Below are 21,087 nucleotides of genomic sequence, written 5' to 3'. Positions count from 1 at the left end.
ATTCAGCAATAATTTAATCACTTCTCCAAGTTATATATTGCTGAATTGATCTTGCTTTAATTAACTCGATTTTTATTCCTCTCCATAACCTCTTGTTCCAACTATATGATGACGATGCTCTTTGTTTTATTATTTTTAACCATCACAAATATAATTAACACAAATTTATCAGAAATTAAATAGAACAAAAATGATTCGGGTCTCTCATTGACTTGACTCGACTATACTTCGAAATACTTATTACCAAGGTATTATTCCCATATCCCAAAGGATAATGCTATTTACAAACAATAGGCATTTTACGCTCAGTATATTGGGACTGCAGACTATACTTAAATAAAATCAGTTATCGCTTTTATTGAGAATCGAGATGAAAATCGCAGTAATTTTACCGAATGTGGAATATACTAACCTTCCCTTTGGTCGCTTACATCAGCTTGATAAAGTTGGCATTTCAAATATCATTATTTTGCTTAGTGATGATGAGCTTAGGAAGGCACAAGCAACCCAGTTTGTGGTATTTGATGATACGGCTCCCCAAACGGTTATAGAGCATTATCAGTCTCAAAGTGACCGGCTAAAAATCGAGGTTATAAATACTGGGACAGCAACTACAGAGGAAGAAAAATTAATTTATTACCTGAAGTATGCAGAGGGACAATATAAACTGAATCTTTTTCTTTGTAAGAAATCCATACCTTGGGTAAGTGAAGAATTAAGTGCTAAACCACCAGTAATAAAAACTACTGAATATTCATTTATTCCCTTTTTTAAAAGCACCGATCGTAAAAGTCTGCCTTTATTTCAGCCCCCTTGTTCCTCAGAGCAAGCAATTAAACTTTTGCAACATGATTTAAACCCTTGCATTTGCTATAAAATGGCTAATTTCGATGTGTTACATTATCAATGGCTGTTTAATATTTTTGTTGAATTAATCAGCCTGAAGATCAAATTGCATGAAGATAAAAATACTAAATTTTTGCCCCAGTTGAATAAACTTATTAAGGATTTCAATAAAAATATAATTGATTTAGAAAAAGCAGAAATTGCCTTCGAGAAATCTCATAAAAAAGCACATTTCACACTCGATGAGCCTGATGTAATCACACGATGGCAGCATGATAAAAATGTGAAAAAGAGAATGAGTCTCGATGAAAATCTTCCTAAATTAATAGGTAAACTAATCAAGCTCCATGAGAAATTAGTATTGCAAGAAAATCTTAATCTTTTAGATAAAACAGATGAGATCGTAACCGAAGATGATCTTGCACAAAAAGATTTTATTGAGCGTATCGAAGGCAAACCATTTGGATAGTAAATTGCTCCAACTTACAAAGAAAAAATTAAATATTTTGTATACTACTTAAAATTTCATTTACAACTAGTGCCGGGTTAGTGGCTTGAGTGATTGGACGCCCCACTACTAGAAAATCGCTGCCTTCTTCAATAGCTTGTTTTGGAGTCATTACTCTTGATTGATCATCATTTGAGTTACCTGTTAGCCTAATACCGGGAGTAACCGTGATAAATTGATGATCACAAGTGCTTTTTATTATTTTTACCTCTTGAGCAGAACAGACTACGCCATCCAAACCCGATTCTTTGGTTAAAATTGCTAGTTTTTTCACCTGATCTATTATCGGTGCATTCACTCCAATAGCAGTTAGTTCGTTTTGATCAAAACTAGTTAAAACAGTTACCGCAATTAATATTGGTCTATTAATACCATAAGAATCAATTGCTTCTCTTGCGGCCTGCATCATGCTCATTCCACCTGAGGCATGAACATTCATCATCCAAACACCTAGATCAGCTCCTGCCTTACACGCTTTTGCAACTGTATTAGGAATATCATGAAATTTTAAATCTAAAAATACTTTAAATTGTCTCTTGATCAGTTGTTTCACAAAATGGGTCCCAAGTAGCGTAAAAAGCTCACTGCCTACTTTTAGTCCACAGCTTTTCGGATCAAGTTTTTCAACCAAATTTAAAGCATCATGTTCATTATCAAAATCCAATGCAACAATTAATTTAGGCGTCATTTATGCTATTGCCTCTTCTTTATGTACTTTTAGAGCATTTTTTACCGCAGTACTGATTCTCATTTGTTCTGCTTCTTGCAAATAAGGATGCATGGGTAAGCTAATCACTCGGCTGCTTGCATATTCCGCATGTGGAAAGTCACCTACTTTGTAACCTAAATAGGCCATGGCTATTTGCTGATGTAATGGTACTGGGTAATGAACAGCTGTTGGAATTCCTGATTCTTGCATCGCTTTTTGAAACGCATCACGATTATTTACTTCAATAGTATATTGCGCATAAACACTGGTGTTATGACTATGAACAAATGGTGTTTTGACTAAAGATGAAAGCATTTGATCATAAGACTTAGCAACTCGTTGACGCATAATGATTTCATCTGGGAAAAGTTTCAGCTTTTCAATTAAAACAGCTGCTTGAATTGTATCCATTCGTCCATTTATACCGATACGATTATGACAATAACGTGCATTTTGGCCATGGATTCTTATTTCAATAAGTTTTTGGGCTAAAACATCATCATTGGTAAAACAGGCTCCTGAATCCCCGTAACCCCCTAAAGGCTTGGATGGAAAAAAGCTTGTGCATCCAATCGTTGATAAAGCACAAGAATATTTACCTTTATAAGTTGCTCCAAAACTTTGTGCTGCATCTTCAATTACTGGGATACCATGGCGAGCCGCAATTGAATTAATTTCATCATGTTCAGCACATTGACCATATAAGCCAACTGGCATTATTGCTTTAGTTTTGCTAGTAATTGCAGCTTCCAACTGGTTAGGGTCCATATTATAAGTAAGTGGATCAATATCTACAAAAACAGGCTTGGCTTGACAAAGGCTTATTACCTCTGTGGTAGCAAAAAAACTAAAAGGAGTGGTAATTACCTCATCTCCTGGCTGAATTTCTAAAGCCATTAATGCCATTAATAAGGCATCAGTTCCGCTTGAATTGACAATGGCATGTTTAACTCCTATAAAATCAGCCAATTGCTTCTCAAGTTGCGTAATTTCAGGCCCCATAATGTATTGGCCATGATTCAAAACGTTTTTAATACCGGTTAAAATTTCGTTTTCTATTATTGAATATTGTTTTTTTAAATCGATAAATTGCATCATAATCTCTTAAAAATTAGTTAATATCCTTCCAAGCCATGGACAGGTTTCATTCTTCCCCAGTTTTTACAGCTGGGACAATGCCAATGAAGATGTTTTCCACCAAAACCGCAATGAACACATCGATAGACTGGCTTATTATCTAAAAATTTACTTGTTATATCATAAAGCATTTGTAACTTGTCACGCACTTTTCCGTGAGCAGATTCAAGATGCCAATAGATTAACTGATTTAAACCCCGAATTGACGGATGCTTGCTCAAATTATCGGCTACGAAATCTATAGCTGCATCCATATTTTTTTGGTGCCTCAAATACTCTGCTATTACAAAAATTACTGAAGCTCTGGGATTATTCTCTAAGGTCTCTTCAAGATATTTGACACACTCATCCATTGTATTTAATTCTTTATGACATATAACTAAAGGTTCGATAATTTCTGTTAAAAAATCAGCATCTTGTTGAGGTATACGTTTTAATGAACGGATTGCTTGTTTAAAACGTCCTTCTTTCATTTCAAGGCTTGCATTCATTAAACTTGCTCGAACTGATTGATTGTCAACGGATATTGCCTGTTTAATGCAATAAGCCGCTTTATCAATTGCATTTGTTTTTAATGCTTGATTGGCCATTTCACAATAGTAATGCGCCGCTTGATTATGAAAACTTGTCCCTGTCGAAATCTCCAGTTTTTTAATTACATCTAAAGCTTTTTCCCATGCTTTTTCTTGTTGATAAATCGCTAATAAGCCATGCAAACTACTCGTTTCTTTAGAGCCCCCTAGTTCGACAACCTCTAAAAAAATTCGTTCTGCTCGATCAAATAAACCAGCGCTCATATAATCCTGGCCTAGCGCCATTAAAGATTCTTTTCTTTGCAAAATGCTGAGCTGAGGTCTTGCAATTAAATTCTGATGTATACGTATGGCTCTATCTACCTCGCCACGACGTCTGAATAAGCTTCCCAATGCCAGATGAGTTTCTACAGTATCGCTGTCAACTTCTAATAATTTAATAAAAACATCAACAGCTTTATCTGCTTGTTCATTTAGAAGATAATTTAGTCCGACAACATACTCACGGGATAAACGATTATAAAAAGTAGGATCGTCCTTGGGTTTACTACGATTTGCCATCCACCAGCCAGACCAAGCAGCAGCAGGCAATAGTAATGGCCATAAATCTATCATTATTACCCTCCTCTGTGCATGTCAAGTTTATAATAATAAAAAAACTAATGCTGATCTTGCAATGGAATTGATCGTAAGTTTTTAATTTCTTTTTCAGTTAATTTTAATTGGTTTTTAATTTTGTGACACTCAGCTTTTAAACGCCAATATCGCACTATAAAAAGTATAAAACCTATTAAAATTCCGATGCCCAACATAATTGTCATAAGAACAGAAATAGGCATTGATATTACTTTAAAATAAAAATTAACGTCCACTGAAGTAGCATTTAAAGCAGCAAAACTAACGCCAATAATGATCAAAAATATATAAATAACCAGCATTAATATGCGCATAAATTCTTCCTTTTTTGTTCCCTAGGTAGAGCGAAGCAGTCCCAGGCTTTTCCAGGACACAACATAACAATAACCTAAGTTATACTTCGCGTCACTCAGGCTATTAAAATATACAAACAAAAAAAAGCGTAGAAGAATCTACGCTTTCTTAACTAATTGGCAATAAAGAGATTAGTCACTCTCTTTACTTGCCATTTTTTCTTTCAGCAAATCACCTAAGGTTGTTGAAGCACCTTCGGTTCTGGAATATTTCTTAATCGCATCTGCTTCATCTTGAGCATCTTTCGCTTTTACTGAAAGAGTAATTGAGCGATTTTTGCGATCAACGTTTATAATTTTTGCTTCAATCTCGTCGCCTTCTTTGACAAGAGTAGTCGCATCATCAACACGCTCATCAGACAGCTCACTCGCACGAATAGTGCCGGTAATGTCATCTGCCAATGCTACAGTAACTGTCTTAGGATCTACGGCCACAACAGTACCTTTAACGATAGCGCCTTTGGTATACTCATCAACGAAACTTGCAAAATTATCACCTTCAAGCTGTTTAATACCCAAAGAAATACGCTCACGTTCAGGATCTATAGCAAGAATAACAGCTTCCATCTCTTGGCCTTTCTTGAACTGTTTTACAGCTTCTTCACCAGCAACAGTCCAGGAAATATCAGACAAATGAACTAAGCCATCAATATCGCCATCCAAGCCGATAAATATTCCAAAATCGGTAATTGAACGAATCTTACCGCTTACTTTTTGACCTTTAGAGTGGCTTGCAGCAAATTGTTGCCATGGATTACCAACACATTGCTTCATACCCAAAGAAATACGGCGTCTTTCTTCGTCAATTTCAAGAACCATAACATCAACCACATCACCCAGAGAAACTACTTTGCTTGGATGTACGTTTTTATTGGTCCAATCCATTTCTGACATGTGGACTAAGCCTTCTACGCCCTCTTCTATTTCAACAAAGCAACCATAATCTGTAATGTTCGTTACTTTGCCTTGTAATTTTTTGCCTATAGGATAACGCTCTACTAGATCAACCCAAGGATCATTACCTAATTGCTTCATACCTAAAGAAACACGGTTTCTTTCGCTATCAAAACTTAATACTTTTACTTTTACATCTTGGCCAACGGATAATACTTCACTTGGATGTTTTACACGTTTCCATGAAATATCAGTGATATGCAACAATCCATCTATGCCGCCCAAATCAATAAATGCACCATAATCGGTAAGATTTTTAACAATACCATGGAGTTCTTGACCCTCATGCAGGGACTCGAGCAATGCCTGTCTGTCAGCGCTGCTTTCTTCTTCAACGACTGCACGACGTGATACGACAATGTTGTTGCGCTTTAAATCCATTTTAATTACTTTGAATTCAAGCTCTTTGCCTTCCAGATAAGAAGGATCTCTTACAGGTCTGACGTCTACTAATGAACCAGGTAAGAATGCGCGTATAGTACCAATTTCAACAGTAAATCCGCCTTTGACCTTCCCAGAAATAAGACCGGTAACTGTTTCATTGTTTTCATGTGATTTAGATAATTTACGCCAAGCTTCCTGACGTTTCGCTTTTTCTCTCGAAAGGAGAGTTTCACCGTAGCCATCCTCTACAGAATCTAAAGCAACTTCAACGGTATCGCCTAGGTTAACTTCCAACGCACCATCTTTATCATAAAATTCTTCTTTAGGTACAATACCTTCAGATTTTAGACCGGCATTTAAAATGACATAGTCATTATCGATACCGATAACCTTGGCATTAATAATGGCACCTGGATAAAATTGAGCGCCGGCAATACTTTGCTCAAACAATTCTTTGAAACTTTCAGACATGTTAATAAACTCTTTAGTAAAAAAATGAAAGAATGAGTTCCACTCATCTTTCCCCCAACAAACCATTAAACATGAAACAAACGTTCATTAATTAATTTTAATACAATATTAAACACTTGTACAATGGATAATCTGGTTGTATCAATTTGGACTGCATCATCTGCAGGCTTTAATGGCGCATGCGTACGAGCAGTGTCCCTTACATCACGTTTAGCCAACTCTTCTACAACCTGCGCGAGGCTAACATTAATTCCTTTTTCTTTCAACTGTAAATAACGTCTATTTGCTCTTTCTTCTTCACCTGCATATAAAAAAACCTTTAAAATTGCCTTAGGAAAGACCACCGTGCCCATGTCTCGACCATCTGTAACTAAACCCGGAGGTTGGGCAAAATTGCGTTGGCGCTCAAGCAAAGCTTGCCTTACTTCCTGAATAGCAGCGATCTGAGACGCATCTTGGCCACATTGCTCGCTTCGAATTTCTGCACTAATATCTACATCATCCAAAATTACTTTTGCTCCATAATCATCAGAGGATGCAAAATGTAAATTTAAAGAGCGCGCGAGTGCAGTTAATTCATGCACTTCTTTAAAATCGATTTTGTTTTTCCTGGCTGCGTAAGCAAGAACACGGTAAATTGCACCGCTATCGAGCATATTCCATTTAAGATGTTTCGCAAGTAATTGGCATAAAGTTCCTTTACCAGTTCCGCTTGGTCCGTCTAGGGTTATAACAGGCACAGTGTCATTGTACATTATCAACAGTTTCCTCTATGTGTAATTGAAGTTCCTTTGCAGTTTGTACAAACAAAGGAAATGAGGTAGCTACATTGACACAATTTTTTATAGTAACAGGATCACTAGCTACAGCCCCAGCGATTGCAAAAGACATGGCAATACGATGATCGCCTCTGCTCTCAACAGTACCTCCTTGTAACGTTCCTCCTTCAATTATTATTCCGTCATCTAATGCTTGCGCATGAATACCTAATTTTTTTAGGCCATCAACCATGGCGGCAATACGATCACTTTCTTTAAAACGCAACTCGCTTGCACCATGCAGCGTGGTTTGTCCTTGGGCACACGCTGCGGCTATAAAAATAACAGGAAACTCATCAATTGCAAGTGGCACCATGTTTGCTTCGATATTAACACCCTTTAATGGTGCATATTTAATTCGTAAATCGGCAACCCACTCCTCACCCAACTGTCGCTGCGCTAAAAGAGTAATATTAGCTCCCATTTCTAGCAAAATATGAATTATCCCTGTACGTGTTGGGTTAATACCTACATTACGAATGAGAATATCGGAGCCTGGGATAATAGAAGCCGCAACAATGAAAAATGCGGCAGATGAAATATCTCCAGGAATATATATATCAGTGCCTAGACACTCATGCGCTGAGTTAATTATTAGAGTATCATCCGAGCGATGTACTGGATAAGAAAAGTTTTTTAGCATTAACTCTGTATGATCACGGCTTACGCCTATTTCTGTAATTCGCGTTTCACCCTCAGCATAAAGTCCTGCTAATAGAATACACGACTTTACCTGAGCACTCGCTTCAGGCATTACATAATGGATCCCTGTAAGTTTTTTTCCTCCTTTAATTGTAATAGGAGGCTTACCATCTACAGTAGTGATATCAGCACCCATTTGTGTTAGTGGCTTACTAACCCGCAGCATGGGTCTCTTCAATAAACTCTCATCTCCAGTTAATTGACTATCAAAAGATTGTGCAGCCAATAATCCTGCTAACAAACGCATGCTGGTCCCAGAGTTTCCACAATCAACCATCTTTTCTGGCTTTTGTAACCCATGCTTACCAACACCGTAAATGACTACTTGCTGCTCATCAGGTCCTTCTATTGTAACTCCCATTGCTTGGAACGCTTTTAGGGTCGCCATGCAATCGTCACCATCAAGAAATCCATTGATAATTGTTGTGCCTTTAGCTATAGAGCCAAAAATAATGGAACGATGAGAAATTGACTTATCACCAGGCACAGTGATCTCACCTTTTATTGAATGAACAGGTTTACTTATAAAATTATGTATTCTCACCGACTATATTCCTTTGCAAATTCAGACATGAATTCAATAAGTGCATCAACCCCAGCCATTGGCATTGCATTATAAAGACTGGCACGAATTCCACCTACTAAACGATGTCCTTTTAAAGCATATAAACCTCTGAGTTGAGCTAAGCGAAGGAATTCATTCTCTAATTTATCATTTTTGAGTGAAAAGCAAACATTAACTATAGAACGTACTTCAGGATTTACATGAGTAGTATAAAAATCTGTATTATCCAAATATTGATATAATTTAGCAGCTTTTTCGCAATTTAAGCGATATATTTCTTCAACTCCACCCTGTGCTTTCATCCAATCAAATATTTTATCAGCCAAATAGCAATTAAAAACTGGCGAAGTAGCATAAAGCGAATGATGTTCTGCTTGAATTTTATAGCTTAGCATCGTTGGCACAGGAGGAATAGGCATTCTTTCTAATAAATCATCTCTAATAATTACTATGGTTAATCCAGCATTAGCTATGTTTTTCTGCGCCCCAGCAAAAATTAAACCAAAATTTTTGATATCTACTGGCTCGCTAAGCAGAGCTGACGTCATGTCAGCGATTAACGTAATTCCCTTGGAGTTAGGAACATAAGGGTAGCGAACTCCATTTACGGTTTCATTGGGGGTATAGTAAATGTACGATGTATTTTCTTTTATTTTCCAGTTTTTCGGATCAGGAATAGTTTTATAGCCATTTTCTTCCGCACTGGCAATACAATATGCTTTTTTCAAGTGCTGTGCTTCAGCGAAGGCCATATGCGACCATACCCCTGTGACCAGATATCCTGCCTGCTCTTCCGGGTTTAAGAGATTCATTGGAATCATGGCAAACTGAGTTCGGGCTGCTCCGCCCAAAAATAAAACATGATAATTTTGAGGTATAAAAAGCAACTCTCTTAAGGACTGTTCTGCGTGATTTAATAGAGCCGAAAACTCCGGACTACGATGCCCCACCTCAAGAATAGAAACACCGAGATTTTGCCAATCAAGAAACTCTTCCTGAGCTTCCTTAAGAACAGTCTCAGGAAGCATGGAAGGACCCGCACCGAAATTATAAACTCGAGTTGTCATCGCTTCTTTCTTCAATTTCAGTTTCAGCTTCAATTTCATTATCGGACTCATTGGAGTCCTCACCCAAATCTTCAATTTTTTGCATACCAACTACTTTTTCACCTGGGCTGACATTGATTAAACGAACACCTTGTGTATTTCGACCAATTACAGATAATTCACTGATCTTAAAGCGTACTAATGTACCTTTATCCGTTATTAACATAGCCTCATCTCCATCAGTAACCTGCACTGAGCGAACAACTTTACCATTACGTTCGCTTACCTGAATGGAAATCACACCTTGTCCACCACGTCCAGACACCCGATACTCTTCGATTGAAGTACGTTTACCATATCCATTTTCTGTTGCAGTCAATATAGTACCATCTAGATGAGCCACTACCAGGGAGATCACTGCCTGCCCCTCTTCGATACGAATACCTCGCACGCCACGAGCAGTACGTCCCATAGGCCGTACTTTACTTTCATCAAAGCGAACTACTTTACCTGCATCAGTAAAGAGCATGATATCCTTACTGCCATCAGTGATATCAACTCCAACTAAACTGTCATCTTCATCTAAATCAACAGCAATAATTCCATTAGACCTAGGTCTGCTAAACGCATTTAAAGGTACTTTCTTAACCGTTCCCTTTTTAGTAGCCATAAACACATAATAGCCATCCTGGTATTCCCTCACTGGTAACATGGCATTAATTTCCTCGCCTTCAGCAAGCGGTAATATGTTAATAATCGGACGGCCACGAGAAATACGACTGGCTAAGGGAAGCTCATAAGCCTTTTTCCAATAGAGTTTTCCATGATTAGAGAAGCAAAGTAAGGTGTCATGCGTGCTTGCAATAACCAAACGTGAAACAAAATCCTCATCTTTAACATTTGTAGCGGATTTACCCTTGCCACCTCGACGTTGTGCCTGATATGCACTAAGCGGCTGGTACTTTACATACCCTTGATGCGATAGAGTTACTACCACATTCTCTTCAGTGATGAGATCTTCAATTGTTAAATCTTCTTGTGATGCGGTGATTTCAGTTCGACGTTCGTCACCAAATTGGGTTTTTATTTCAATGAGCTCATCACGAATCACTTGCATGAGTCGCTCTGGAGAAGCTAATATTTCCAACAGTTCGCGAATCAATTTTAATAACTCTTCAAACTCACCTAAAATTTTATCTTGCTCCAAGGCGGTTAAGCGATGGAGTCTTAATTCAAGAATAGCCTGAGCCTGAGCTTCTGATAATTTATATCCATCAACACTTAAACCAAACTCAGGAGCCAAATCATCTGGTCGAGATGCATTGGAACCCGCTTTTTCCAGCATCGCCTTAACCATTCCTGGCTGCCACAATTTGGCAAGTAAAGCTTCTTTAGCATCCTGAGGTGTTGGTGATTTTTTAATTAAAGCGATCATTTCATCAATATTGGCTAAAGCAATTCCCAATCCTTCTAATAAATGAGCGCGAGCACGAGCTTTTTTCAGATCAAATAATGTTCTTCGGGTTACAACCTCACGTCTATGTTTAATAAAATATTCAAGAATTTGTTTTAAATTTAATGTGCGTGGTTGGCCATCAACCAAGGCAACCATATTGATTCCAAACACATTTTGCATTTGAGTATGGGCGTACAAATTATTTAAAATGACATCAGCCACTTCATTACGTTTTAGTTCGATAACGACACGCATACCCTGCTTGTCAGACTCATCTCTAAGTCCAGAAATACCTTCAATTTTTTTATCTCGCACCAATTCAGCAATACGCTCAACCAAACGGGCTTTGTTCACTTGGTAAGGAAGCTCCGTAATAATAATGGCTTGCCGCCCTGAATCTTCATCTGTTTCAATTTCTGTTCGCGCTCGAATGATGGCTCGTCCTTTTCCAGTACGATACCCCTGAATAATTCCAGCTCGGCCATTAATAATGGCCGCTGTTGGAAAGTCCGGGCCAGGAATAATTTCCATAATGTCATCGAGACTTAATTCAGGATCATCAACCAGAGCAATACACGCATTGATGACTTCAGTAAGGTTATGCGGTGGGATATTAGTCGCCATACCTACAGCGATACCTGAAGAACCATTAACTAATAAATTGGGTATACGTGATGGCAAAACTACAGGAGCGAATTCTGTTTCATCATAGTTAGGGCTAAAATCAACAGTTTCTTTATCAAGATCCGCCAATAAAGCATGGGCCACCTTGGACATTCTTACTTCGGTATATCGCATTGCTGCAGGCGCATCACCATCTACAGAACCGAAGTTTCCCTGTCCATCTACCAAAAGATAACGCATCGAAAAAGGCTGAGCCATACGAACTATAGTGTCATAAACTGCGGTGTCGCCATGCGGATGGTATTTACCGATTACATCCCCTACAACACGCGCAGATTTTTTGTAGGGTTTATTCCAATCATTACCTAATTCACTCATCGCATAGAGTACGCGTCGATGAACCGGTTTCAATCCATCACGAACATCAGGCAAAGCCCTACCTACAATGACACTCATCGCATAATCTAAATAAGATTGCTTTAACTCATCTTCAATATTAACTGGCAAGACTTCTTTAGCTAGATAAACCATAGTTTGGATGTATCCTTGACGATAATTTTTTAATAATAAAGGATACCACACAGACGGATTTAATTAAATCATCTACACTAAATTGTAGACTTGGAAAAGTGCCCAAATGTAAGGATAAACAATAAAATGCACGCGTAGTCTGCGCCCTTTTCTTTACGTGATAAATTTATTATATTTTACTGTTATTCTTTGAAATTCTAAACCATAATAAAATTGACTGTAAGTGCTCATTTTGTATATAGTGCCACGCACAATTCAAATGAATCCTTTATCAGGAGAAGCAATGACAAAAAAAACAGCTAAACTTAGCCTTCAAGGCCAAGATCCGCTTGAATTACCAGTATACACACCTACATTAGGGAATGATGTGATCGATATCACACAACTGGGTGCACGTGGCGTCTTCACCTTTGATCAGGGTTTTTTATCGACTGCCTCCTGTGAATCTAAAATTACCTACATCGATGGTGATAAAGGCATCTTACTTTACCGTGGCTATCCTATTGAGCAATTGGCTGAGAAAAAAGATTTTCTTGATGTAAGTTATCTTTTACTTAATGGTGAATTGCCTAGTGCTGAAGAGAAGAAGAAATTTGTTAATCTCATTAACAATCACACTATGGTACACCAGCAAATGTATCAATTCTTAAATGGTTTTCGTCGTGACGCACATCCAATGGCAATTATGGTCGGTATGGTTGGCGCCCTATCTGCATTTTATCATGACACCATGGATTTAAATAATGCAGAAGATCGCTTTATTTCTGCAATTCGTATGGTTGCTAAAATGCCTACTTTTGCGGCAATGAGTTATAAATACTCAATAGGATTACCTTATATCTACCCACAAAATAAAATGTCTTATGCCGAAAATTTCTTGCATATGATGTTTAGTGTTCCAACAGAGGAGTCCACACCTGATCCCGTTTTAGTACGTGCTATGGATACGATTTTCATATTACATGCGGATCATGAGCAAAATGCGTCTACTTCTACTGTCCGCCTCGCTGGCTCAACTGGTGCAAATCCTTTTGCATGCATCTCTGCAGGAATCGGTGCATTATGGGGACCTGCGCATGGTGGTGCAAATGAAGCATGCCTCAATATGCTGAAAGAAATTGGCAGTGTTGATCGCATACAACATTACATCAAACGTGCAAAAGACAAAGATGATCCATTCCGATTAATGGGATTTGGCCATCGTGTTTATAAAAGCTATGATCCTAGAGCAAAAGTAATGCGCCAAACCTGCTATGATGTACTGGAAGCTGTAGGAGCAAAAGATGCTCCGTTATTCAAGCTTGCTATGGAACTTGAACGCATTGCTCTTGAAGATGATTATTTTATTGAGAAAAAACTTTATCCCAATGTTGATTTTTATTCGGGTCTGACTTTAAGTGCTATAGGAATTCCAACCAATATGTTTACGGTGGTTTTTGCTCTAGCCCGTACTGTTGGCTGGATGAGTCATTGGATGGAGATGGTTGCCACTAAATCAAGAATTGGTAGACCTCGTCAGCTTTATACTGGTGAAAAAACCAGAGATGTTCCCTAAATCTAGAATATAGCTGCCTCTTCGCCAGTTATGAATCTTGGGGAAAAGGTTGGGTGAACATGGTTCTCAAAAGCAGCATAGATGACTATATGAGCATTTTGAGAACCATGTCGACTCTCAAGATGTGACAAATGTGGCTTTTCGATGAATTGTGTAGAAGATTTAGCTAGAATATAGCCCGGGAAGGACCAGCAGAACCCGGATTCGTTATTTTTTGTAAAGCCTGTCTCCAACCACGATAATCCAGCTCCACTTGTTCTAAAGATCTTTGTGGTATAAACGCTTGCTCTACACCCCAACTTGCATGCAGCTCATCCAAAGAGTTAAAAACGCCACACCCCAAAGCTGCTAATAATGCTGCGCCTTTGGCTGTTGTTTCAATATTTTTAGGTTTTTGTACCTCTAATTGGCATTGATCTGCTAAAAACTGTAAAAACCAACGGTTGACAGCCATTCCCCCATCAACACGTAATAGTGATAGGTTCAATTGGCTATCTTCTCGCATACAAAGGCATACTTCTCGAGTTTGATAACATACTCCTTCTAATGCCGCTCTGGCAAAATGAGCCCTGTTGCTTGATAAACTTAAACCAACCATGGATGCTCCAGATGCTGATAACCAATGAGGAGCACCTAAACCTGTAAATGCTGAAACAAGATAAACCCCCTCATTTCCACTTAATGAATTCGCCAGTATCTCAGTTTCATCAGGATTAGTAATCAATTTCATTGAATCTCTTAACCATTTTATAGCTGTACCAGCATGATAAATGCTTCCTTCCAGTCCATAAATTGTTTGTCCTTGAATCTTATAAGCAATTGTCGTTAAAAGTTTATGTTGTGATAATACGGGTTTAACTCCTGTATTGAGTAATAGAAATGCCCCTGTTCCAAAAGTTGCTTTTACCATCCCCATTTTGAAGCAGCCTTGACCAATTAATGCAGCCTGCTGATCGCCAGCAACTCCTGTAATTGGTAATTCTATACCAAGCCACTGTTTATCAATCATTCCAAAATGACTATCACTTGCACAAACTTTAGGTAAAACAGACTCAGGGATTTTAAAATAATGAAGTAAGTCCAAATCCCATTGCTCTTCCTTGATATTAAATAGCATCGTTCGTGACGCATTGGTCACATCAGTCAAATGCAAATGTTCTGTAGTTAAGCGCCAAATCAGGAAACTATCAATGGTACCAAAAGCTAGGCTCCCCTTATCTGCTAACATTTTTGCTTCAGGATTATTTTCTAAAAGCCATTTTAATTTAGTTGCAGAAAAATAAGAATCAGGAAGTAAACCCGTTTTTTCTTGAATCATGGATTCATCAGCTACCAAAGTACGGCAAAATTCTGCGGTTCTACGATCCTGCCATACTATAGCTGGGGCAAGACATACACCCGTTTTTTTATTCCAGATTACAGTAGTTTCTCTTTGATTTGTTAGACCACAAGATACTATATGATCCGCAGGAACTTGCGATACCACATCACGCATTGCAGCTAAAGTTTTTTGCCATATTTCTTCCGGATCATGTTCGACCCAACCTGCATGAGGATAATATTGCGTGAGCGGATATTGGCTGGTTGCAACCAATTCGCCATGAACAGTATATATCATAGCTCGTGTGCTGCTCGTTCCTTGATCTAATGCAAGTAAATAATTCATTGTTGCAGAGTTCCTTGTCTCATGTGTATATTGTAAGTGTATACTTTTTTTGTGGAGACCAAAATATGAATTCGGTTTTTGATGTTGCAATTATTGGTGGCGGCATCAATGGCTGTGGTTGTGCTGCAGATGCAGCCCTAAGAGGATTGTCTGTAGTGCTCTTGGAGCAGGATGATTTAGCCTCTAAAACATCCTCAAGCAGTACAAAGCTCATTCATGGCGGGTTAAGATATTTAGAAAATTACGAATTTAGGATGGTTAAAAAAGCAATAATCGAACGACAAAGGCTCTTAGATCTAGCACCGCATATAGTCCATCCCCAAGCCATGGTTCTCCCCTATGAAAAACACATGCGTTCCGTTTGGTTTTTGCGTTTGGGTTTATTTATTTATGATCATTTGAGCAACAAAAATCGCCTACCTAAATGTAGAATAATCTATAAAAAAAGTAAAAAAAACTATTTTTCTGCCCTAATCAATAAACTGAATATGGGATTCCTATTCTACGACGCTGTAACTGATGACGCTCGCCTAACCATTGCTAATGCGATTCAAGCGAAAAATCATGGAGCAAGCATACGAACGCACTCTACAGTAATTCATGCTGAAGTTGTAAATAATTTATGGCAATTAACAGTACAACCTAAAGTGGGTTCAAGCTATACGCTCTATGCCAAGTCAGTGGTTAATGCAGCAGGACCATGGGTTAAATCCGTAGAACAACTTACTCAAACTCCAGATCGACAAAAAATTAGTTTAATTAAGGGGAGTCATATTATTGTCCCCCAAATTTATGAGGGTAATCACGCATATTTATTGCAACATCAAGACAAACGTATCATCTTCGTTATTCCTTATCACGGATTCAGCATGATAGGCACAACCGATATTCCATTAACTGGTAATAATCCGGGTAATACAAGTATTAGCAATGAAGAAATTCAGTATTTAATTGAATTAGTTAATTTATATTTTGAATGTAAAATATCCGAAAAAGATATTATCTATACTTGGAGTGGAGTTAGATCGTTACTCGCCAATGGAAACAAGGCAGCAAGCGCCTTAAGCCGTGACTACTCCTACAAAATACATTTTAACCCGGCGCCTATTGTTACAATTTATGGTGGTAAAATAACCACTTACCGCCAATTGGCAGAAGAGGTCATCAATCAGCTACTGCAAACATTTCCACAAATTGGTCCTTCGCTGACCGCATCAACTCCCTTGCCGGGGGCTGTTTTTGAAGGAATGAATTTCGAGCAATATACACAATATGCTAAAGAGAAATACAAATGGATGGATAAAGACCTACTGCAACGCTATTTATATACTTATGGAAGTCGTATGGAACTATTTCTTGCGCCTTGTAATAGTAGAGAATCCCTAGGGAAAAAGTACTGTACCTACCTTTATCAAGTTGAAGTAGATTATTTGATTTTAGAAGAATGGGCTCAAAGTTGTGATGATATACTCAAGCGACGGACCAAGCTCGATATCATCATTGATGAAGTAGGAAAGAAAGAACTTGCAAAGTACTTATCGCAGGCTATTTCTCATCCTTTTCTTGAAGCTCCGCTTTTATTGCACTGACATCAACTGCCACTGCTTGCTCAACCAACTCCTTGAGTGTAGAGGCTGGCATACTGCCAGCATTTGAATAAATTACAATCCCTTCTTTGAAAACCATAAGATGAGGAATTGAGCGTATTTCAAAAAAATCAGATAATTGTTGCTCCGCTTCAATATTTACTTTTGCAAATTTTATATTAGGAAACTGTTCAGCAACTTGCTCATAAACCTTAGAAAATTGTTTGCATGGAGCGCACCAGTCAGCCCAAAAATCAATAAACACAATTTCGTTTTTATCAATTAAAGATTGGAACTCAGTATTAGTTATGTTGAGGCTGGTCATATTTCTTCCTTAGCTTCGATCGAGTTGATAATCTTTTGAAAGACCTCATCTACATCTCCAGTACCGCAAATACTATGAAACTCAGGAGCACCATGAGTCTCGCTATCAGCCCATGATTTATAATAATTGACTAAAGGCGCTGTTTGACTGCGATAAACCTCTAAACGTTTCCTTACAGTTTCTTCTTTATCATCTTCGCGTTGAATTAAAGCTTCACCGGTAATATCATCTACTCCCTCGCGCTTTGGAGGATGGTTTTCAATATGATAAACACGACCAGAAGGTTGATGAATACGACGACCACTGATTCGCTTAATGATTTCCTCATCGTTGACATCAATTTCAATAACATGATCTAAATAGATTTCTGCTTGTTTCAGCGCATTTGCCTGTACAATTGTTCTAGGGAAGCCGTCAAATAGAAAACCATTGGCGCAGTCACTCTTTTTTAATCGTTCTTTCACTAAGCCAATAATAATATCATCGGGAACCAGACCGCCTGTTTCCATAATCTTTTTAGCACTTAGTCCCAAGGGAGTTCCTTGTGCAATAGCCGCACGCAGCATATCACCTGTGGAGATTTGCGGAATTTGATACCGTTCTATCAAACGCAAAGCCTGGGTTCCTTTTCCTGCACCCGGCCCACCCAAAAGCATTAATCGCATTAAAAAAACTCCTTAGTAATCTATCAGTTTTTAGTTACTGAATATATTATTACTTATTAAACCATATAAATTCAAATATAACCTAGTTTCCGCCTTGCCACACCCAGGCTACAACCTTGTTGACCCCCTAAAACCAGGATCGTGATTCAAACCTCTTTTTACACGAATTAAGTTGCGCTGCATAAAGTTGTGAGCGCGCTTTTACTTTGCGGGCAACAGGTATTAACCATGATTTTCTCAAATAGGTTTTACGCTGATAACCACCTATACCTTCATGATAGGCTAAATAAAGCGAATAAGCGTCTGTACGCGGAATTCTTGCTTTTTTATACGCTTCATTTGCATACCAACCAATAAAATCCACACCATCACTAAAATCACCACGTGAAGCAAACCATCCTCCACAATTTTGTTTGTAATGACTCCAGGTTCCGTCCAACGCTTGGGTGTATCCATAAGCTGAAGAAGGTCTTTTCCAGGGAATTACACAGAAAAGTTTTTTGCGTGCTGGTCGTGCTCGAGAGTTAAATTTTGATTCCTGATGGATTATAGCCATTTGCACTGGAATAGGAACTCTCCATCGGCGCTCAACATCCTTGGCATCTTTATACCATTTAGGATATTGTCTAAATATATTACAAAGGTTATTAACATCCGCAGGAGGATGGCTAACACAGGCGGTAAGAAAAAAAGTAAACAACAAAAAGCTTATTCTCAACTTCTTAAAATTTTGTAATAGAGCGTCCATGAGCAGCCACACAATAAAAAGATCATTTTAACAAATTTAAGCACTACAATCCACGCATGATGAACTCTAAATAAGCTGTTATTTTAAAAAAATAAATTACTATTTCCATGGATTACCTCGTGTTAAGATATGGATTCATTCATGATAATAAGTTAAACCAATGACTATTCTTGTATTCGATATAGAAACAATCCCTGATATTGAAACTGGGCGTACTTTATATGATTTACATGGATTGTCTGATAAGGATACTGCGGAGGCAATGTTTGCTTTACGTCGAGCCAAAATTGGCCATGATTTTTTACCTCATTATCTGCAAAAAATTTGTGCCATTTCTTTAGTTATGAGCCACGGCTCACAAATAAAAGTTTGGTCCTTAGGTGATGAGTCTTCTGACGAAAAAGAACTAATAACTCGTTTTTTTGCTGGAATTGACAAACATACCCCGACTTTGGTCAGCTGGAATGGCAGCGGCTTTGATTTGCCGGTTTTACATTACCGCTCCTTATTGCATGGGATTACAGCACCTACTTATTGGGAAACCGGTGAAAATCAACAAAATTTCCGTTGGAACAACTACTTAAGTCGATTCCATTATCGACATCTTGATCTTATGGATGTCATCGCAGGATATCAAAATAAAGCTTTTGCCCCCTTGGATGAAATCTCCAGTATGCTTGGATTCCCTGGAAAAATGGGTATGAGTGGCTCTAAAGTATGGGAACATTATTTATTAGGCCAAATAAAAAGTATTCGCGATTATTGTGAGACAGACGTGCTCAATACCTATTGTGTTTTTCTACGATTTGAGCTGATGCGAGGCATACTTCAATATGATGAATATCAGCGTGCGTTGGAATTACTCAAAACATATTTAAGCTCCGAACAAGAGAAAATACATTTACAAGAGTTTTTGAGTAATATGGCCTAACTGGTTTTTGTAGCCTGGGTGCAGCACAGCGGAACCCGGGATTGCTAGATATGATAGCCCTTAACCCCCGGGTTCCGCTGCGCTGCACCCAGGCTACAATTAAATTTTAAAAGGCCGATGACCAGTAAAGGAAGACTCTAATCGCTCTGCTTCAATAACAGCAAGTGCATTCTGATATTCATCACTCTGCAGATGCTCCAAAGTTTTTGCGAAACGCTCTTTTCCCAAGTTTTCATATTCATTCTTCCCCACAGATTTGGCTTCATTTGCCAATTGGGTCCATGACCAAAGAGTTATCCACCACTCCACGACCGGTTTATACGCGTTGAACCAGGCCAAGATTGAATCTGTAAGATTCTCTTTCCCAAAATACGCAGTTAAATAAATTAACTCTTGTTCCTTGCTGAGTTTTGCTTCTATTGCAAAATAAACGAGATCCCACATAAAGTCATTATTGCTTGAATACTCCCAATCAATTTGATGGAAAACCTCCTCTTTCTTTAACCCAATAAACGACATCAAGTAGTTCAATGGTGTTGAATCATTATGGCATGGTCTCATTTCAATTTGATAAGAAGAAAACAAACTCTGCAAATACAACATCTGTTTCATTACAAAGTCCATTTCCTTGGGGAAAGCAAAATTCTTTATTTTTAAGTGTTCCACTAATCGTTCATTACGTTCAAAAACAGCAGTATCATTATCAAAGCGTTCTGAAGTATGTAACTTTTTTGCCATAAGGGCTAGAGTTTGTAATACGTCAACACGTTGTAATGCTTTTTCATCTAAAACTTGAGCATTTTCTATAAACTTAGTTAATTGCAATCCATCTGGCTCAAAATGTTTTATAGGTACATTAAGCTCTAAAATCGATGCCTGACGTGCATTTTCTAATTCGTGTTTACGTGATACGGAAAATAATGATACTTCTCCTGGGATTCGTAATACCCAGCGCTGGGGCATGCTACGATCAATAAGCTCTTGGCTGACATTAGGGTATTTTATGAGCGATTTAGCTATATTTGGCCCTACTTGGACTCTGTATACAGTATTTGTCATTCCTCCCGACATTAATTTTAGTCTTAATACATCGAGACCTACCTTAGAAAGAAACGGAATGCGATGAATCGTTGGCAATAAATCGATGTATTTTTTTGTTAATTTTACGAGTTCGTTCCATTTATGATTAACCTGAGATGCCTTGAACTGTGAGGTGGGATCAAGTAGACTAAGGATGTAAATCATTAAATGTTCATTAATTCTGGGTTTGCCACTGTCTTCGCCAAAAAAATACCATTTCATAAGATTGTTTCGCAACATTGAACATCAAAAGAGTAT

General features: G+C 38.1%; 18 protein-coding genes. 4 read left to right on the top strand and 14 right to left on the bottom strand.

What is annotated here, in order from left to right; all coding sequences use genetic code 11:
* Nucleotides 1–370 precede the first annotated feature (370 nt).
* A complete protein-coding gene (locus tag Lani_RS07510; RefSeq protein ID WP_019232192.1) occupies nucleotides 371–1,315 on the top strand; it encodes a hypothetical protein in 945 nt (314 codons plus the stop codon).
* A 28-nt stretch (nucleotides 1,316–1,343) separates the two neighbouring features.
* On the opposite strand, the gene pyrF is transcribed toward Lani_RS07510, so the two are convergent.
* From pyrF to gyrA, 9 genes are all read right to left on the bottom strand, one after another.
* Nucleotides 1,344–2,042: an orotidine-5'-phosphate decarboxylase gene (pyrF, locus tag Lani_RS07505; RefSeq protein ID WP_019232191.1), complete on the bottom strand. Its 699-nt coding sequence runs from the start codon at nucleotides 2,040–2,042 to the stop codon at nucleotides 1,344–1,346.
* Entirely contained in the window at nucleotides 2,043–3,158 is a 1,116-nt protein-coding gene (locus tag Lani_RS07500; protein WP_019232190.1) for a DegT/DnrJ/EryC1/StrS family aminotransferase, read from the bottom strand.
* A gap of 20 nt (nucleotides 3,159–3,178) precedes the next feature.
* Nucleotides 3,179–4,348, bottom strand: a complete 1,170-nt coding sequence (gene lapB, locus Lani_RS07495; protein ID WP_019232189.1) for a lipopolysaccharide assembly protein LapB — start codon at nucleotides 4,346–4,348, stop codon at nucleotides 3,179–3,181.
* 44 nt (nucleotides 4,349–4,392) lie between these two features.
* Complete coding sequence (locus Lani_RS07490) at nucleotides 4,393–4,683, bottom strand: LapA family protein (protein ID WP_019232188.1); 291 nt, start codon at nucleotides 4,681–4,683, stop codon at nucleotides 4,393–4,395.
* Nucleotides 4,684–4,854: 171 nt separating this feature from the next.
* Nucleotides 4,855–6,531 (bottom strand): 30S ribosomal protein S1, encoded by a 1,677-nt coding sequence (gene rpsA, locus Lani_RS07485; RefSeq protein ID WP_040521898.1) that lies wholly within the window; start codon nucleotides 6,529–6,531, stop codon nucleotides 4,855–4,857.
* 65 nt (nucleotides 6,532–6,596) lie between these two features.
* A complete protein-coding gene (gene cmk / locus Lani_RS07480) occupies nucleotides 6,597–7,286 on the bottom strand; it encodes a (d)CMP kinase (protein ID WP_019232186.1) in 690 nt (229 codons plus the stop codon).
* Nucleotides 7,276–8,595, bottom strand: coding sequence for a 3-phosphoshikimate 1-carboxyvinyltransferase (aroA, locus tag Lani_RS07475; protein ID WP_019232185.1), 1,320 nt, complete (start codon nucleotides 8,593–8,595; stop codon nucleotides 7,276–7,278). Before aroA ends, cmk begins: the two co-directional genes overlap by 11 nt.
* The gene (gene serC, locus Lani_RS07470; protein WP_040521946.1) at nucleotides 8,592–9,683 is read right to left on the bottom strand and encodes a 3-phosphoserine/phosphohydroxythreonine transaminase; all 1,092 of its coding nucleotides are present in this window, start codon (nucleotides 9,681–9,683) and stop codon (nucleotides 8,592–8,594) included. Before serC ends, aroA begins: the two co-directional genes overlap by 4 nt.
* On the bottom strand, nucleotides 9,664–12,273 hold the full coding sequence (gyrA, locus tag Lani_RS07465) for a DNA gyrase subunit A (protein WP_019232183.1): 2,610 nt from the start codon (nucleotides 12,271–12,273) through the stop codon (nucleotides 9,664–9,666). The genes serC and gyrA overlap by 20 nt, the downstream gene beginning before the upstream one ends.
* A gap of 283 nt (nucleotides 12,274–12,556) precedes the next feature.
* Here gyrA and gltA point away from each other — a divergent pair, with 283 nt between their 5' ends.
* Entirely contained in the window at nucleotides 12,557–13,828 is a 1,272-nt protein-coding gene (gltA, locus tag Lani_RS07460) for a citrate synthase (RefSeq protein ID WP_019232182.1), read from the top strand.
* A 166-nt stretch (nucleotides 13,829–13,994) separates the two neighbouring features.
* Here gltA and glpK read toward each other — a convergent pair whose 3' ends face one another.
* Nucleotides 13,995–15,494: a glycerol kinase GlpK gene (gene glpK, locus Lani_RS07455; RefSeq protein ID WP_019232181.1), complete on the bottom strand. Its 1,500-nt coding sequence runs from the start codon at nucleotides 15,492–15,494 to the stop codon at nucleotides 13,995–13,997.
* 65 nt (nucleotides 15,495–15,559) lie between these two features.
* On the opposite strand from glpK, the gene glpD reads away from it, so the two are divergent.
* Nucleotides 15,560–17,083 carry a glycerol-3-phosphate dehydrogenase gene (gene glpD, locus Lani_RS07450; protein ID WP_058388494.1) on the top strand — a complete coding sequence of 508 codons (1,524 nt, stop codon included), beginning with the start codon at nucleotides 15,560–15,562 and terminating at the stop codon, nucleotides 17,081–17,083.
* On the opposite strand, the gene Lani_RS07445 is transcribed toward glpD, so the two are convergent.
* The 3 genes from Lani_RS07445 to Lani_RS07435 all read right to left on the bottom strand — a co-directional run bounded on the left by Lani_RS07445 (nucleotide 17,040) and on the right by Lani_RS07435 (nucleotide 18,818).
* Nucleotides 17,040–17,405, bottom strand: coding sequence for a thioredoxin family protein (locus tag Lani_RS07445; RefSeq protein WP_019232180.1), 366 nt, complete (start codon nucleotides 17,403–17,405; stop codon nucleotides 17,040–17,042). The genes glpD and Lani_RS07445 overlap by 44 nt on opposite strands.
* Complete coding sequence (gene adk, locus Lani_RS07440) at nucleotides 17,402–18,070, bottom strand: adenylate kinase (RefSeq protein ID WP_019232179.1); 669 nt, start codon at nucleotides 18,068–18,070, stop codon at nucleotides 17,402–17,404. The genes Lani_RS07445 and adk overlap by 4 nt, the downstream gene beginning before the upstream one ends.
* A 127-nt stretch (nucleotides 18,071–18,197) precedes the next feature.
* Nucleotides 18,198–18,818 (bottom strand): transglycosylase SLT domain-containing protein, encoded by a 621-nt coding sequence (locus Lani_RS07435; RefSeq protein ID WP_040521943.1) that lies wholly within the window; start codon nucleotides 18,816–18,818, stop codon nucleotides 18,198–18,200.
* A gap of 160 nt (nucleotides 18,819–18,978) precedes the next feature.
* On the opposite strand from Lani_RS07435, the gene Lani_RS07430 reads away from it, so the two are divergent.
* Nucleotides 18,979–19,749, top strand: a complete 771-nt coding sequence (locus Lani_RS07430; protein ID WP_019232177.1) for a 3'-5' exonuclease — start codon at nucleotides 18,979–18,981, stop codon at nucleotides 19,747–19,749.
* Nucleotides 19,750–19,848: 99 nt separating this feature from the next.
* Here the strand turns inward: Lani_RS07430 and Lani_RS07425 are convergent, their stop codons facing one another.
* Nucleotides 19,849–21,051: an F-box protein gene (locus Lani_RS07425; protein WP_058388507.1), complete on the bottom strand. Its 1,203-nt coding sequence runs from the start codon at nucleotides 21,049–21,051 to the stop codon at nucleotides 19,849–19,851.
* Between the last annotated feature and the right edge of the window lie 36 nt (nucleotides 21,052–21,087).

The organism is Legionella anisa (assembly GCF_001467525.1).
GTDB lineage: Bacteria > Pseudomonadota > Gammaproteobacteria > Legionellales > Legionellaceae > Legionella > Legionella anisa.
The sequence above is the reverse complement of the archived record's forward strand: the minus strand, read 5'-3'. Positions and strand labels throughout refer to the sequence as shown.

What these genes read in the sequence shown, in the direction of transcription:
- lapB (WP_019232189.1), bottom strand. Translation starts at nt 4,348, where the DNA reads ATGATAGATTTATGGCCATTACTATTGCCTGCTGCTGCTTGGTCTGGC.
- pyrF (WP_019232191.1), bottom strand. Translation starts at nt 2,042, where the DNA reads ATGACGCCTAAATTAATTGTTGCATTGGATTTTGATAATGAACATGAT.
- cmk (WP_019232186.1), bottom strand. Translation starts at nt 7,286, where the DNA reads ATGTACAATGACACTGTGCCTGTTATAACCCTAGACGGACCAAGCGGA.
- Lani_RS07510 (WP_019232192.1), top strand. Translation starts at nt 371, where the DNA reads ATGAAAATCGCAGTAATTTTACCGAATGTGGAATATACTAACCTTCCC.
- Lani_RS07445 (WP_019232180.1), bottom strand. Translation starts at nt 17,405, where the DNA reads ATGACCAGCCTCAACATAACTAATACTGAGTTCCAATCTTTAATTGAT.
- Lani_RS07425 (WP_058388507.1), bottom strand. Translation starts at nt 21,051, where the DNA reads ATGAAATGGTATTTTTTTGGCGAAGACAGTGGCAAACCCAGAATTAAT.
- Lani_RS07500 (WP_019232190.1), bottom strand. Translation starts at nt 3,158, where the DNA reads ATGCAATTTATCGATTTAAAAAAACAATATTCAATAATAGAAAACGAA.
- rpsA (WP_040521898.1), bottom strand. Translation starts at nt 6,531, where the DNA reads ATGTCTGAAAGTTTCAAAGAATTGTTTGAGCAAAGTATTGCCGGCGCT.
- Lani_RS07490 (WP_019232188.1), bottom strand. Translation starts at nt 4,683, where the DNA reads ATGCGCATATTAATGCTGGTTATTTATATATTTTTGATCATTATTGGC.
- adk (WP_019232179.1), bottom strand. Translation starts at nt 18,070, where the DNA reads ATGCGATTAATGCTTTTGGGTGGGCCGGGTGCAGGAAAAGGAACCCAG.
- Lani_RS07435 (WP_040521943.1), bottom strand. Translation starts at nt 18,818, where the DNA reads ATGGACGCTCTATTACAAAATTTTAAGAAGTTGAGAATAAGCTTTTTG.
- gyrA (WP_019232183.1), bottom strand. Translation starts at nt 12,273, where the DNA reads ATGGTTTATCTAGCTAAAGAAGTCTTGCCAGTTAATATTGAAGATGAG.
- serC (WP_040521946.1), bottom strand. Translation starts at nt 9,683, where the DNA reads ATGACAACTCGAGTTTATAATTTCGGTGCGGGTCCTTCCATGCTTCCT.
- gltA (WP_019232182.1), top strand. Translation starts at nt 12,557, where the DNA reads ATGACAAAAAAAACAGCTAAACTTAGCCTTCAAGGCCAAGATCCGCTT.
- Lani_RS07430 (WP_019232177.1), top strand. Translation starts at nt 18,979, where the DNA reads ATGACTATTCTTGTATTCGATATAGAAACAATCCCTGATATTGAAACT.
- glpK (WP_019232181.1), bottom strand. Translation starts at nt 15,494, where the DNA reads ATGAATTATTTACTTGCATTAGATCAAGGAACGAGCAGCACACGAGCT.
- glpD (WP_058388494.1), top strand. Translation starts at nt 15,560, where the DNA reads ATGAATTCGGTTTTTGATGTTGCAATTATTGGTGGCGGCATCAATGGC.